The sequence below is a fragment of the Candidatus Leptovillus gracilis genome (assembly GCA_016716065.1).
Classification (GTDB): Bacteria; Chloroflexota; Anaerolineae; order Promineifilales; family Promineifilaceae; genus Leptovillus; species Leptovillus gracilis.
Window position 1 is genome coordinate 814076 of the sequence record JADJXA010000001.1, and the last position, 15271, is coordinate 829346.

The following is a 15271-nucleotide window of genomic DNA, read 5'->3' on the forward strand; positions in this document are numbered from 1 at the left end:
GGTTAACCAGGGGTGGATTGGGCCTGTTGACGGTATTTGATTGGTAAAGTGCTTGTTTTTTGTAGCTGTCATATCGGTTTTGCTGGCTTCTGAACCACTTCACCGATATGGCAATCTGAATTGGACTTTTGCTCGTTTATTTGAGCGAACGCCCTGAATAGGGATTCTTCGCTCCCAAGACTCCGCTTAGAATGACAACGATTCCTACTAACCCTTGACCATTACAAAATCTGACATTGTTGTCACCTTGTCAGATGTCACCTTATCACCTTGCCAGGCATCACATCGCGCACCGCCCGGTCGCGCAGCTGCCCACAGCCCGCCTGAATATCAATGCCCCGTCGCACGCGCACCGTGCTGCTGACGCCATAGGCCGTCAACACCTCCTGAAACTTGTCTACCTGCTCATGCGACGAAGGCGCGCCACCGTAACCGGCCGTCGGGTTCAGCGGAATCAGGTTGACGTGACATAACATGCCCTGCACCAGTTTACCCAGCGCCTGGGCCTGCTCGATGGTGTCATTTTCACCGGCGATCAGCGCCCACTCGAAGGTGATGCGCCGGCCGGTTTTTTCCACCACGTAACGACAGGCGTCCAGCACCTCGGCGATGGGCCAGCGGCGGTTGACGGGGATGAGTTTGTCGCGCTCGGCGTCGGTGGCGGCGTGCAGGGAGACGGCCAGCGGCGTCTGGCGCTGTTCGTCGGCGTAGCGGCGCATGGCCGGGACCAGGCCAACGGTGGAGATGGTGATTTTGCGCGCGCCCAGGTTAAAGCCGGCCGGATCGGTGAGGCGGTCTACGGCCGTTAACGTCTGCTCGTAATTGTGCAGCGGTTCGCCCATGCCCATCATCACGATATTGGTCACATGCTCGCCGGTTTGGGCCAGTTCATGGGCGAAGTGCAGCACCTGGGCCACAATTTCGCCCACCGTCAGGTGACGAAAGAAGCCCATTTGCCCGGTGGCGCAAAAAACGCAGCCCATGGCGCAGCCCGCCTGGGTGCTGATGCACAGCGTGCGCCGTTTGTCGTAGGTCATCAGGACGGTTTCGATGTATTGACCGTCGGGCAGTTGGAAGAGGACTTTTTGGGTACGGCCGTCGCTGGAATGCAGTTCATCCACAATCGCGCCGATGCGCAGCGTAGCCTGTTCGGCCAATTGGGCGCGCAGCGCTTTGGGCAGGTTGCTCATCGCCTCAAAATCCAGGGCGTACTGCTTGTAAAGCCAATCCCAGATTTGCCCGGCGCGGAATTTAGGCTGGCCCAGCTCGGCGATGAACTCGACGAGTTGGTCAAAATCTAGATCATACATATTTCGTTTAGCTGTCATGACATATCCTGTGCGAACACGGCCGTTAACTCCCCAATATCCGCCAACACAAAGTCCGGTTGAATGCCCACCTGCTCTATGTCTGCCCGTCTGCTGATGCCCGACAGCAGCAAAATCGCCTGTAACCCGGCGTTTTTTGCCCCCAGGATGTCGGTACTCAGCCGGTCGCCGACCATGGCCGTGTTTGCCGGCGTACCGCCCATGCGCCGCATCGCCTGCTGGAACATAATCGGGCCGGGCTTGCCGATGAGCGTCGGGCTGACACCGGTTCCGGTCTGGATGAAGGCCAGCAGCGCTCCCGCGCCGGGCAGCGGCCCAATTTCGCTGGGAAACGAGGGGTCCGGGTTGGTGCCGATGAAGCGCGCCCCACGGTTGATGAGGTGCGCCGCCATCGCCATAATCTCATAAGTGGCATTGCGCGAGAAGCCGACGACAACGGCCGCTGCCCCCACCCCACTTCTCGCTTCTTCCGGCGTCACAATCGTAAAACCCTGGGCGGCAATCGCCTGATGCAGCCCGGCGTCCCCCACCACGTAGACGGCGCTGCCATTTTCATATTCATCCCGCAAAAACGCGGCCGTCGCCTCGGCCGAGGTGACAATCTGTTCTGGCGGCACGTCTACGCCAAAGCGAGCGAGTTTTTCGGTGTACATCACGGCCGTTTTGGTCGCGTTATTGGTCGCCAATGCAAAACCCATCCCCCGCTGGCGCAGGGTGGCGAATAATTCTACCAGTCCGGGCATGGGCGTTTCGCCGCGCCACAAGACCCCATCCATGTCCAAAATCAGGTTTTCAATATGCGATAACATCGTCATAGTACTATTTCCGTAGTCCACCCGCCGTTTACCAACCGGACGGTTTGTTATAGAATCCACCGACTTGGCAACCAACAAGGGAAATGACATCCATGAAAGTTTCTGTGATTATACCTGTTTACAACGAGCGAGAAACGCTTATTCCGGCCGTAGAGGCTGTGTTAGCCGTCAACCAGGCCTACGAAATTATCGTGGTGGATGACGGCTCCACCGATGGCACGCGCGATTTGTACCCGGCGCTGGCTGAACTGTCCGACCTCATCCACATCCATTTGCATGAGCGCAATATGGGCAAGGGCGCGGCCGTGCGCACCGGCTTCCGCGAAGCCACCGGCGATATTTTCCTGATCCAGGACGCCGATCTGGAGTATGACCCCCGCGATTACGAAGCGCTGCTGCGCCCCATTCTGGAAGGCAAGGTGGCGGTGGTCTATGGCTCCCGCTTTCGCGGCGGCCCGACCAAGACGATGTTTTTCACCCACATGGTGGGCAACAAAATCCTGACGCTGGTAACCAATATCCTCTACAACACCATCATGACCGACATGGAGACCTGCTACAAGGTATTCCGCGCCGACGTAGTGCGCGACATTCCGCTGCGCGCGCGCGGCTTTGAGTTTGAGCCGGAAATCACTTCAAAAGTGTTAAAGCGAGGCTACCGCATCTACGAAGTGCCCATTTCTTATAACGGCCGTGAGTTTAATGAAGGCAAAAAGCTCAATCCCTGGCGCGAAGGGCCAAAGGCGCTCTACTATCTGATCAAGTATCGGTTTGTTGATTAGGCGCGATGGGTTGGCGGGCTAAAATGAGTTTGTGGGTGGTGGTGGGGCTAACGGCCGTTCTCCGTACCCACGCCCTCTTCGCCAACACCTTCCACGCCGACGAAGCGCTGTTTGCCACCTGGGCGCGCTTCATCGCCGCCTGGCGCGACCCGCTGCTGCTGACCCAGGCGGTGGACAAACCGCCGCTGCTCTTTTACCTGCAAGCCCTGTTTTACGCCTACCCGGTGCTGGGTCCAACAGAAATAGCCGGACGGCTGCCAAACTTCATCGCCTCGATTGTGTTGGTCCCGCTGGTGGGGGTGTGGGCCTGGCGGCTGTATGGGGATGGGGTGACGGCCGTTCTCGCCGCCCTGCTCGTCGCCCTCTCTCCTTTTGCCATCCAATTCAGCGCCACCGCTTTCACCGACCCGCTGCTGACATTCTGGTTGGTGGCGGCGCTGGCGAGCGGGAGTTTTGGATTGCGGCTTTTGGATTTTGGATTTCGGAGCAGAGTGCGGCAAGCAGCCGCCAGCCGCCCGCTGCTTGCCGGCCTCTTGTTTGGCCTGGCGGCGGCCACAAAATACCAGGCGTGGTTATTTTTGCCGCTGATCCTGGGGTTGGGCTGGTTGGGTGGCTGGCGGCGGCGCGATTGGGCGCGGTTTGCTCTGGGGCTGCTGCCGGTTCTGGCGCTGCTGCTGGTCTGGACGGCCGTGCGCGGCGCGGGCTTCTCGCTCTGGTCGGCGCAGATGGGCAACTTTGGCGGCCTGCGCCTGGTCTGGTCGTGGGAGTTGTGGCCGCGGCTGGTCGGCTGGCTGGCCTTGTGGCGCTGGCTGTTTGGCTCGCCCGTTTGGTCGGTGGTGGTGGTGATGGCGTTGATACGGCCGTTCCTAAACAAAATTGAGACGCAGATCAACACAGATGAACACAGACCACCAATTCACAATTCACAATTCACAATTCACAATTCACAATTCCTCTCCCTTTTTATCATCGCCTACTTCCTCCTCCACTGGTTCCTGGCCGTGCCCATCTGGGACCGCTACCTGCTGCCGCTGCTGCCGCTGGTGGCGTTACTCGTGGCGCGGTTTCTGGCCGAAATGGTCAATGGGCGATGGTTAACAGCCAATGGTCAACGGCGCGGCTTCATTGTTGTCTGTTCACTGTTACTCGTTAGCTTGTTATTTTCCGCTTTAGACGGGAGGAACGGCCGTCTGCCCATCGGTGGCACACCCCAGGCGGATGGCGGCGCGGCGCAGGTGGCTGCCCTGCTCTACGACGCGCCCTACGGCGCGGTATTGTACGACCATTGGTACAGTTGGCAGTGGGAGTATCACCTCTTTTGGCGGCGCGTTTTTGTCAATTGGGTTCCCTATCCCGACGCCCTGGCTGAAGATTTGCGCGTCTTTGGCGGCGATGGCAGCCCACGCTACCTGGTTTTGCCGCTGGACCAACGTGCGTTACCATTCCAGCGGGCGGTAGCCGCCGCCGGTTTCCGGCTGGCCGCCATAGACGCGCCGCAGCCAACCGCCATGCAGCTTTACCGGATTGAGCGGGAAACAATGAGCGATGAACGATGAGCGATGAACGGGGCATACTGACGCGGATAGGAACTCGCTTTTGGCCCTGGCTGGCAATTTTGGCGCTGGTGCTGCTGTTTTTCAACCAGATGGCCTTCAGTAACCTGATTTTGGCGCGGGGGGATGTGTTTCTCTATTTTTACCCCTATTGGGCGACGGCGGCCGATGCGCTGCAGCACGGCCGTATTCCCTTCTGGAACCCGCATCTCTTCATGGGCGCGCCGCTGCTGGCAAACAGCCAGGTCGGCTTTTTCTACCCGCTGAACTGGCCGGTCTGGTGGCTGCTGCCCACGCCCTACGCCGTCAGCGCCTCCATTTTGCTGCATGTGGTTATTGCCGGGTGGGGGGCGTATCTGGCCGGGCGGCGGGCGCTGGGGCTGGGCAAACTGGCGAGTGGGTTAACGGCCGTTCTCTTTGCCCTCGGTGGTTATTTCACCGCCCAGGTGGAACATGTGAACCAGGTACAGGGTCTGGCCTGGCTGCCCTGGTTCCTGGTGGCGCTGGCACATGGGCCTGTCCGCGACTGGCGCGACGGCCTGAAACGCGCCCTGCACCTCGGCGTCTTATTCGCCCTGCAGCTCCTGGCCGGCCACAGCCAAACCGCCTTCATCAGCGGCATAGCGGTGGGCGTGTGGACGCTGACGATCGGCGATTTACGGTTGGCGACTGACGATTGGCGATTGACGATTGGCGATTTTTCCCGCCGCTTGCTGCCGCTGTTCGGGGCCGTTGGGTTGGCTTTGCTGCTGGCGGGGATTCAACTGCTGCCCACGCTGGAGCTAACCGGCTTGTCGGCGCGGCAGGGAGGGCTGCCGGTCAATGAGGTGTTGTCCTTCTCCTGGCATCCGCTGCTGCTAGGGCGCTCGCTGCTGCCCGCCTATGGACAATCGTTGTTCAGCGAATACGTCGCCTTTTTGCCGATTACCGCGTTGGTGTTGGCGGTGATCGGCGCGTGGCAGTGGCGCAACCGGCCGGGCGTGCTGGCGGCGTTGGCGCTGACGGCCGTTGGCCTCTTCCTGGCTCTGGGTCTCTTCAACCCGCTCTACTGGCTGCTGGCCCGCCTGCCCGGCTTCGACCTGTTTCGCGTCCCGGCGCGCTGGTTGGCGCTGTACGCCCTGGGCGCAGCGCTGTTAGCCGGGGTAGGGCTGGAGAGTGTTATCCGCCAACCGTATGCCGCAGCCCGTATGCCGCTCCGCGTTCCGCGTTCCGCGTTCCTTGTTATCTTTCTGCTGCTGGCCTGGAACCTGGCCGCCGGCTTCCTGAGTCGGATCATGCCCATCGGGCCGGAAGCGCCGTTTGAACGGCCGTCGCCCCTCACCTGGGTGTTGTGGAGCGCCGAGCTGGCGCTGCTGATTGGCCTGCTGCGCTGGCGGCGGGGGGAATGGGCGCAATGGGGGCTGGCAGCAGCAGCCGTTCTCTTCCTCTTCCTCGCCTCCCGCAGCCTGCCCTACAACCACCTCACCACGCCAGAAGCGTTTTTTGATTTGCGCCCACCGGCCGCCAGACTGATTGCCGATGACAGATTTCGGATTTCGGATTTTGGCGCGCCGCCCGACCGGCTGCTAAGTTTGTCGGCTATTTTTTTTGATCCGGGCGATTTGGGCGAGATTGAGAGCATTTACGCCGACCAACTTTCGGCGGCGGCGCTGTATGATTATGTCGTCGCCATCAAGCAGAAGGAGATTATCGCGCCGAATTTGCCGCTGGTTTATGGGCTGGCTTCGGTAGATGGTTTTGATGGCGGCGTGCTGCCGCTGCGCCGCTACAGCGAGCTGATGCGCCTGATTTTGCCCGACGGCCAGATGACCACCGACGGCCGTCTGCGTGAACACCTGACGGCCGTGCCACAAGCCAGGTGGCTGGATTTGTTTAACGGCCGTTACCTCATCACCGACAAAACCGGCGACGAGTGGCGCGCGCTGGACGAATTGGGGCTGGCCGTTTTCTTCGACCGCCAACATCCCACCACCGCCCCGTTCTCGATAGCCTATCTGCCCAATTTCCCCGCCGATACGCTGGTGCTGCTCTCCAGCGGCGACCTGGGCGCAGTGCTGGTGGACAATGGCCGGCCGGCCGATCTGTTGTTCCAGGCGGGCGACCTGAGCTTGTGGGCGCTGCCGGGCGGGGCGGCGCAGATTGCCTTTGCGCCCGGCGCGGGAAACTGGCAAATTCTGGCGGCGACGTTGGCCGATGGGCGGTCGGGCACGTTTATGCCCCTGACGCTGGGCGATTATCGCCTGATCCATTCGGGCGATGTGAAGATTTATGAGAATCTGAACGCGCTGCCCCGCGCTTTTTTGTTGGCGAATTGGCAGTGGCAGCCGGACGAAACGGCCGTATTCAGCGCCATGCAAGCGCCAGACTTTGACCCCCGACAAACGGCCGTTTTGCTGGGCGAGGGCACAGATCAGGCAGGTCTGGCGGCCCTGCCCGGTTCGGCGACCATCGAATCTTACGCGGCGGAGCGGGTGCAGATTCGCGTGGACGCCGCCCAGGAGAGCCTGCTGCTGCTAACCGACGCCGATTATCCCGGCTGGCGGGTGACGGTAGACGGCCGTCCGGCGGCCATCATCGTGGCAAACGGGCTGTTTCGCGGCGTGTTTGTCCCGGCGGGGGCGCATGAGGTGCTGTTTACCTTTGTGTCGTCGAGCTTTGTGAACGGCCGTCTGATTTCATTGGCAGGTTGGGGGATTTTGTCGGTGGGTTTGTTGGTTGGCTGGTTTGTTGGTTGGCGGGTAAAGCGGCCAACCGGCCAACTTAACAAACAGCGCCAATAACAGCCACAGCAGCATCTTTATGCCGGTGATTGTGTTAGAATTAGAGGCCGTGTTAGGGGTTGTGGTTGGCTGATTTTGTTTGATTCCCGCGAAACTCTAAACGAGCCTTCGCGCATTATAGAGGAGATTTTTTTACATGTCTGAGAAAAGAAAGAAAGTCCGGGTCGCCATCATTGGCATCGGCAACTGCGCTTCATCACTGGTGCAAGGCTTGCAATATTACAAAGACGCGCCCGACGACGCCGAAATCCCTGGTCTGATGCACGCCACCGTCGGCGGCTATCACATCCGCGACATTGAACTGTCGGCGGCGATTGACGTGGTGGAAGGCAAAGTAGGCAAAGATTTGAGCGAGGCGATTTGGGCGCACCCCAACAACACCATCAAATTCGCCGATGTGCCTTACCTGAACGTGCCGGTTGCGCGGGGCATGACCCACGATGGCATTGGCAAATATGTCAGCACCGTCGTCAAAAAAGCACCCGGTCCCACGGACAACATCGTCAAAATCCTGAAAGACAGCGGCACGGACGTGGTGATCAATTTCCTGCCGGTTGGTTCGGAAATGGCGACCAAATGGTATGCCGAGCAGGTGATGGACGCCGGCTGTGGCTTTGTGAACGGTATCCCGGTGTTTATCGCCAGTTCGCCTTATTGGAGCAAGCGCTTTGCCGAGCGCGGTCTGCCCATCGTCGGTGATGACATTAAGAGCCAGTTAGGCGCGACGATTACGCACCGGGTGTTGACCAATTTGTTTAAGGACCGGGGCATCCACATTGACCGCACCTATCAGCTCAATTTTGGCGGCAACATGGACTTTTACAACATGCTGGAGCGAGACCGGCTGGAGTCGAAGAAGATTTCTAAGACGCAGGCGGTGACAAGCCAACTGCCGTATGACATGGGCGCGGACAACGTCCATGTGGGGCCGAGCGACTATGTACCCTGGCTGACAGACCGCAAATGGTGCCATATTCGCATGGAAGGGCGGGCCTTTGGCAATGTGCCGCTGCAATTGGAGCTAAAGCTGGAAGTGTGGGATTCGCCCAATTCGGCCGGGGTGATGATTGACGCGGTGCGCTGCGCCAAACTGGCCCTGGACCGGGGCATTGGCGGCCCGCTGATTGCGCCATCGAGCTATTTCATGAAGTCGCCGCCGGAACAGTTTACGGACGATGAGGCGCGGAACAAGACGGAAGCGTTTATTGCGGGGGAATAGTTGGGAGTTGGGAGTTGATAGCAAAAAGGCCGGATAAATCCGGCCTTTTTCAATTGTCAATTGTCAACTATCAACTATCAACTGACTTTGCGTTTGACAACGGCCGTTCCCCCCACCAGCAGCGCCAGCAAGCCGACTACCAAAAGCAGCGGGGTACTCTGGCCGTTGGCGGAGAAGGATTGCAGGGAAACGGCCGTAGGGGTGTTGCAACTATTTAGCGATTGAACAACGCCGACCCCAATACTATTCGGGCACCCATTAATCCCCATAGTATTGATTTGTCCAACAGCCGTTCCTGGGTTACCTAATTCCCAAGTTTCTATTGTGTAATTACACTCTTCACAGCTAGGAACAGCAACTCGATAATAACCCGGTGTATTAGGGTATCCATCAGTCACACCGTTATCTTCAGCGACATAGAGTCCTATTAAATTGCTACCAACGTAAACTGCCACAGCACGACCATCGCGACTTGTACCAATGCTTTCTTCTATCCATCCCCCCGTTGTTGTCATGTCCAGAAAAGTTGGACCTGTCAGATCGGCTGGAGAAGGAGTACCTGCTCCCACGACACGAATTCGAAGCCTAATATTGGACGCTCCTACCGGAACGGTGTTTGATGCACGTAAATAGGCCCATCTTGAAAGTGAGCAATTCGTACCACACCCAGATACAGTAGTTCCTAATGCAAGGTATGATGTACCAAAACTACCGCCTGTTGTGAATGAACCACGATCAGTACCACCGTGGTTAATTCTGGCTGTGAATTCATAACTAGTGTTTTCGTTTAGACCTGAGACAGTCAAATATATCGCAAACGGTGTATCGGTGTTGCCTGTTCTTGCATAAAGTGGCATATGTACGATGGTAGGTATTCCGTCCGCTAAAACAGATTGTGAATCAAACAAGGTCAAAACAATCATAAATGTCAAGACCAGAAAAACGGCCGTCACCCGCAACGGCCGCTGCCAACCACCCAACCCATCCATGCTCAAAAATTGCCTGTTCATGTGTGCCTCCCATGCGGAAATGTGACCAAGGGAAACAGGGCAGAACAGCCCGCGTCTCCCCGAAAATAAACGCAGGCCAATTTTACCAGTACAAAAGTTCTGATTAGGTTAGAAAACGGTTTAAATCAAACCCCGTCCCACCTTAACGGCCGTCTACCAACCCCGCCACATCCGCCCCCACCACATAGGCATAGGGCATCGCCGTCGTGCTAAACGCCACCCCCACATGTCCCCGCGCATCAATGGCGATCAGGCCGCCCGTGCCCTGCACCCGCGCCGCCAAAAGCTGAATGGCCGCATCGCAGGCCAACTGCGCCGGCAAACCATTGGCGACAAAATCACAGGCCCGCTTGCTGATCACCACCTTCATCAACGCCTCCCCCAGCCCGGTGGCGCTGACGGCCGCCGTCCAGTTATCGGCATAACCGCCGGAACCCACCAGCGGGCTGTCGCCGACGCGCCCCGGCATTTTGTCGCGCGTGCCGCCGGTGGAGGTGGCCGCCGCCAGGTTGCCCGCCATATCCAGCGCCACCGCGCCCACCGTGTCGCCCAACGGGCCGGCGGCAGGCTGCGCCCCATCGCTTTCCGACGGCGCTGCGCCGCTTTCCGGCGGCACGATTAGCTCTGCCGCCCCGCAGCGCGGAAAGCCAATGCGGTCGGCGAAAGCGTCCGCGCCCGGCCCCACCAGGAAGGTGTGGGGCGTGTCGCTCATCACCCGCCGCGCCAGGCTGATGGGGTGGCGCACCCGCTGGATGGCCGCCACCGCGCCCATCGCCAGAGTACGGCCGTCCATAATCAGCGCGTCCATTTCAATATCGCCGTTGGCGTTGGGGTAACTACCCCGGCCGGCGTCTAACGCCGGGCAATCTTCCAGAATGTGGACGGCCGTTTCCACCGCGTCCAACGCCGAACCACCCGCCAGCAGCACCGCGTGGCCCGCCAGCGCCGCCGCCCGGCAGCCCGCCTGCCCCACCGCCAACCGCGCCGAGGCCACATCCCACGCCCCCGCGCCGCCATGCACCACAATCGCAATGTTGTTCACCACAGCCTCCATTCACCCAACCTGGACAAGCCAGAACCAGAAAGATTATCCACAGATTTCACCGATTAAGAATCGGTGGCATGGTTCATTTCAGTTGATTTGTGCTTTACAAATTTTGCAAAAAAGCGTGTCATGCTGAGAGCCTGTGCTGAGCTTGCCGAAGCATCCTCCGAAGCATCCCGTTCCTCTGGCGTTAGCGGGATGCTTCCCCGTTCGACGTTGCTCAGGGCCGAAGACTCCGCTCAGACCTTGTCCTGAGCAACGCCGAAGGAATGACAATGCCGCGTAAATTTGTAAAGAAGATGTTTCGCCCGATGAACCATGCCGAATCGGTGAAATCTGTGGACTAACTGCTTGCACAATGAGCAAGGATCTAAAAAGATGCGACGCACTGTCGCACCGCCCCCGGTATTCTACATCCGCCACAAAACATTGCCATACCCGAAGGATAGAGTAACATTGACGCGACACCCTGCTTCCACCTGCTTTGCATCCATGCCGGAGCTTCAATCCATTAAAAACATCACGCCTCTCTTCACGGAACACGGTCTACGGAACACGGAACACGGAACACGGAACACGGCCTACGCCTGATAGTCAACACGCCATATGCAAAAGTATCGCACAACCACACGGATGATTGTCTTTGCCAGCCTGCTGATCGGGTTGGCCGGGCTTGGTTTGTTGGCCTGGCTGATCTGGCCCTGGGCAGCGGACGCCCTGGCCGACGCACCAGCCATCGAGACCGCCCTGCGCCAAACCATCCAGCAAGCCGATCTGACGCCGCTGACGGCCGTTCCCCATTCCAACCCCGCCCAGATCACCCTCGGCCAGGCCCTCTACTTTGAAACCGAACTCAGCGGCAACCGCGACGTAAGCTGCGCCACCTGCCACCACCCCGACTTTGGCCTGAGCGATGGGCTGCCGCTGGCCGTAGGAACCGGCGGCCACGGCGTCGGTCCGGCGCGGCGAGTGGGCGACGGCCGTCAATTTGTGCCACGCAACACCCCAGACGTTGCCAACCGCGGCCTGCCGGGCTGGCAAACGCTGTTCTGGGACGGCCGTATTGCCGGCAGCCCGGCCACCGGCTTCATCTCCCCCGCCGGTGATTATTTGCCGGATGGCTTAGACAGCTTGCTGGCGGTGCAGGCGATGATGGCCGTCACCTCCCGCCACGAGATGCGCGGCGGGTTGTACAATGTGTCCGGCTACCTCATCCAGCCCGGCGAAAGCCCCACCGATTACCAGACTCAGGCGGCACGGCCGTTAGGTTGGTCTGATCAGGCCATAGACGGCCGTGCCAACGAACTGGCCGCCTTTGGCAACGCCCCCGACCAAATGCCCCTCATCTGGCGGCAGTTGATGACCCGCCTGCTGGCCCTACCCGCTTATCCACCCCTGTTCGCCGCCGCCTACCCAGACACACCACTGGCCGACATGGATTTTACCTACGCCGCCAACGCCCTGGCCGCTTTCCAAACCGCCGCCTTCACCGCCACCGATACACCCTGGGACCATTATCTGGCCGGGGACAGCGCCGCCCTTTCTCTGGACGCCAAACAGGGGGCGCTGCTCTTTTTTGGCGCGGCCGGCTGTGCCCACTGCCACAGCGGCAGCCTGTTCACCGACCAGCAGTTCCACAACATCGGCGCGCCGCAGTTGGGGCCGGGCACATCGCCCATTGCGCCGTTGGACGACGGCCGTTACGCCATCACCAACCAACCCACCGACAGCTTCGCCTTCCGCACACCCTCGCTGCGCAGCGTCGCCCTTACCGCCCCTTACCTGCACAACGGCGCCTATGCCCGCCTGGAAGATGTGGTGCGCCACCACCTGAACCCGGCGGCGGCGCTGGCAAAGTACGACGGCCGTTCCCTGCCACCAGAATTACGCCCCAGCCTGCAAAACGAACCGGTGACGCAGCGGCAGATTTTAGCCACCCTGTCGCCGCTGCTGGCCGAAAGCCAGCCGCTGACCAATCGGCAAATCGGGCAGATTGTGGCTTTTCTAAATAGTTTAACGGACCAGAGCTTACAAGTTTCGGCAAACCCGTAACAGTCGTAAACCGAAGTCCGTATGTCGTTTGCCGTTGGCATTTGCCACAGGCAGCGCCCTACGGAACACAGACTACGGAACACGAGTAGGCTCCAACTGACAACGGAGGTTTTATGATAAGTCGTTTCTTGCCTATCGCGCCGCAGCGCCTGGTTGTTTTGCTTTTATTGGTGCTGGTGTTGACGGCTGCGGCCGTTTTTGCCCGCCAACCCCGCCTCGCCAGCGGCCAACAACCCCAAATCAGCGCCGCCACGGCCCTGGAGGATGTGAACGTAACCCTGGTGAACGTGGCCGGGGGCTTCAACCAGCCGACCGACATTGCCAACGCCGGCGACGGCCGTCTCTTCATTATCGAGCAGCCGGGCCTCATTCGCATCATCGCCGCCAATGGGACCGTGCTGCCCACCCCCTTCCTGGACATCCAGGACCGGGTAGGGACCGGCTTCTACGAGCAAGGTTTGTTGGGGCTGGTTTTTCACCCCGACTACGCCAGCAACGGCTACTTCTACGTCTACTACATCGCCACCGACGACAGCAGCCACATCGCCCGTTTCAGCGTTAACGGCGGTGATCCCGACACGGCCGATCCCAACAGCGAATTCACCATCCTGACCATCGCCCAGCCCTACCAGAACAACAACGGCGGCGACCTGAATTTTGGCCCCGATGGTTATCTGTACATCGCCCTGGGCGACGGCGGCAGCGTGGGCGACCCCGATGACAACGCCCAAAACGGCGGCACATTGTTGGGCAAAGTGCTGCGCCTGGACGTGGATGGCGTGACCGCTACAACCAACTATCTCATTCCGCCCGACAATCCTTTTGTCGGCGATGCCGCCGTGCTGGACGAGATTTGGGCGCTGGGGCTGCGCAATCCCTGGCGCTTCAGCTTCGACAGCGCTACCGGTGATCTGTACATCAGCGACGTGGGTTTGACCCTGTACGAGGAAATTAACTTCCAACCGGCCGCCAGCCCTGGCGGCGAAAATTACGGCTGGCGCTGCTACGAAGGCAACGAAGCCCACAACCTGGCCGGCTGCGGCCCGGCGGCGGATTACGACTTCCCGGCGCTGGCCTATCCCCATTTCGACGGCAGCACGTTCCTGGGCTGCTCAGTGACCGGCGGCTACGTATATCGTGGCAGTTGGTCCCCCGCCCTGATCGGCCGCTATATCTTTGCCGATTATTGCAGCGGCCGTTTCTGGGCAATGTCGCCCGACGGCGGCGGGGGTTGGGATGTGGCGGCGCTGAACGCGCAGTTGGTCAACGCCAGCGCCTTTGGCGAAGGCGCCAACGGCGAGTTATACGTGGCCGGGCGTGACAACGGCATTATTTACCGCCTCAAGGCAGAGCCGACCACGCCCACCGTCAGCCTGGGTGTGGTGGCGTCCGGCTTTAGCAGCCCGGTAGGCATTGCCAACAGCGGTTTGCTGGGTGACGGCCGTTTATTCATCGTGCAAAAAGGCGGCCTCATCCGCATCCTGGAAAGCAGCGGCGCGATCCGCGCCACCCCCTTCCTCAGCCTGGTCGGGCAGGTCAGCGGCGGCTCTGAACAAGGGCTGTTGGGCCTGGCCTTCCATCCCGACTACGCCAACAACGGTTATTTCTACGTCAACTACACCAATCTCAGCGGCCATACCGTCATCGCCCGCTACACGGTCAGCGCCGGCGACCCTGACGTGGCTGATCCGGCCAGCCAGCTGACGCTGCTGACCATCAACCAACCCGTCAGCAACCACAACGGCGGCGACTTGAAGTTTGGCCCAGACGGCTACCTCTACATCGGCATGGGCGATGGCGGCGGCAGCGGGGACCCCAACGACCTGGCGCAAAACATGGCTCTGCTGTTGGGCAAAATGCTGCGCATTGACGTGAATCCGGCGGCTGGCCTGGCGCCAGACTGCGGCGGCGGCAGCAATTATTCCATCCCCGCCGACAATCCTTTTGTGGATGGCAGCGGCGGGACGTGCGACGAAATCTGGGCACCCGGCTTGCGCAACCCATGGCGCTTTAGCTTCGACCGCCTGTTGGGCGATATGTACATTGGCGATGTGGGCCAGGGCATCTGGGAAGAGGTGAACTGGCAGCCGGCCAGCAGCCCCGGTGGGGAAAACTACGGTTGGCGCTGCTACGAAGGCAACGCCGCCTACAACCTGACCGACTGCCAACCGGCCAGCGCCTACACCTTCCCCATCTTTGTCTACAACCATTCGCAGTCTAACTGCACGGTGACCGGCGGTTATGCCTACCGCGGCGACGATTACCCGGTGTTGTGGGGCCATTACGTGTTTGCTGATTATTGCAGCGGCCGTTTTTACGCCTTGCATCCCGATGGCGATGGCAGCTGGCAGTCGGTGGCCTTGGGCCAACTGTTGACAACCTTTGGCCCCAGCAGCTTTGGCGAAAACGTGAATGGCGAATTGTTTGTCAGCCACATCGGCAATGGCACGATCTATCGCGTGCAAGAGGATACGCCGCCGCCGCCTACCCCCATCCCCACAGCCACCGCCACGGCGACGGTAACGGCCACACCCACTGCCACGCCTACCGCCACGCCAATGCCCGACTTTGATTGGTTTGTGTATCTGCCTCTGGTCAGCGCCGAAGCGGAAGAGTAGCAGCCGTAAGCCGTAAACCGTAGTCCGTAGTCCGTGATCCGTGATCCGGATTACGGGCATGGTTCACTC

General features: G+C 60.0%; 10 protein-coding genes. 6 read left to right on the top strand and 4 right to left on the bottom strand.

All coding sequences use genetic code 11. The features are described 5' to 3' along the window. Positions 1–257: 257 nt before the first annotated feature. Positions 258–1328, bottom strand: a complete 1071-nt coding sequence (rlmN, locus tag IPM39_03445) for a 23S rRNA (adenine(2503)-C(2))-methyltransferase RlmN (GenBank protein ID MBK8985126.1) — start codon at positions 1326–1328, stop codon at positions 258–260. Further along, complete coding sequence (locus IPM39_03450; protein MBK8985127.1) at positions 1325–2143, bottom strand: HAD-IIA family hydrolase; 819 nt, start codon at positions 2141–2143, stop codon at positions 1325–1327. The genes rlmN and IPM39_03450 overlap by 4 nt, the downstream gene beginning before the upstream one ends. Before the next feature lie 92 nt (positions 2144–2235). Here IPM39_03450 and IPM39_03455 point away from each other — a divergent pair, with 92 nt between their 5' ends. The 4 genes from IPM39_03455 (at position 2236) to IPM39_03470 (ending at position 8477) form a co-directional block, all read left to right on the top strand. Next, complete coding sequence (locus IPM39_03455; GenBank protein ID MBK8985128.1) at positions 2236–2925, top strand: glycosyltransferase family 2 protein; 690 nt, start codon at positions 2236–2238, stop codon at positions 2923–2925. A 23-nt stretch (positions 2926–2948) separates the two neighbouring features. Next, positions 2949–4481, top strand: a complete 1533-nt coding sequence (locus IPM39_03460) for a phospholipid carrier-dependent glycosyltransferase (protein ID MBK8985129.1) — start codon at positions 2949–2951, stop codon at positions 4479–4481. Beyond that, on the top strand, positions 4478–7258 hold the full coding sequence (locus IPM39_03465; GenBank protein MBK8985130.1) for a YfhO family protein: 2781 nt from the start codon (positions 4478–4480) through the stop codon (positions 7256–7258). The genes IPM39_03460 and IPM39_03465 overlap by 4 nt, the downstream gene beginning before the upstream one ends. 136 nt (positions 7259–7394) lie before the next feature. Beyond that, positions 7395–8477: an inositol-3-phosphate synthase gene (locus tag IPM39_03470; protein MBK8985131.1), complete on the top strand. Its 1083-nt coding sequence runs from the start codon at positions 7395–7397 to the stop codon at positions 8475–8477. 77 nt (positions 8478–8554) lie between these two features. Here IPM39_03470 and IPM39_03475 read toward each other — a convergent pair whose 3' ends face one another. Both IPM39_03475 and IPM39_03480 read right to left on the bottom strand, forming a co-directional pair. Beyond that, positions 8555–9487 (bottom strand): hypothetical protein, encoded by a 933-nt coding sequence (locus IPM39_03475; protein MBK8985132.1) that lies wholly within the window; start codon positions 9485–9487, stop codon positions 8555–8557. Positions 9488–9629: 142 nt separating this feature from the next. Next, positions 9630–10541 (bottom strand): isoaspartyl peptidase/L-asparaginase, encoded by a 912-nt coding sequence (locus tag IPM39_03480; GenBank protein ID MBK8985133.1) that lies wholly within the window; start codon positions 10539–10541, stop codon positions 9630–9632. A gap of 597 nt (positions 10542–11138) precedes the next feature. On the opposite strand from IPM39_03480, the gene IPM39_03485 reads away from it, so the two are divergent. Both IPM39_03485 and IPM39_03490 read left to right on the top strand, forming a co-directional pair. Then, positions 11139–12584, top strand: coding sequence for a cytochrome-c peroxidase (locus IPM39_03485; GenBank protein MBK8985134.1), 1446 nt, complete (start codon positions 11139–11141; stop codon positions 12582–12584). 1208 nt (positions 12585–13792) lie between these two features. Next, positions 13793–15202 (top strand): PQQ-dependent sugar dehydrogenase, encoded by a 1410-nt coding sequence (locus IPM39_03490; protein ID MBK8985135.1) that lies wholly within the window; start codon positions 13793–13795, stop codon positions 15200–15202. Positions 15203–15271 lie beyond the last annotated feature (69 nt).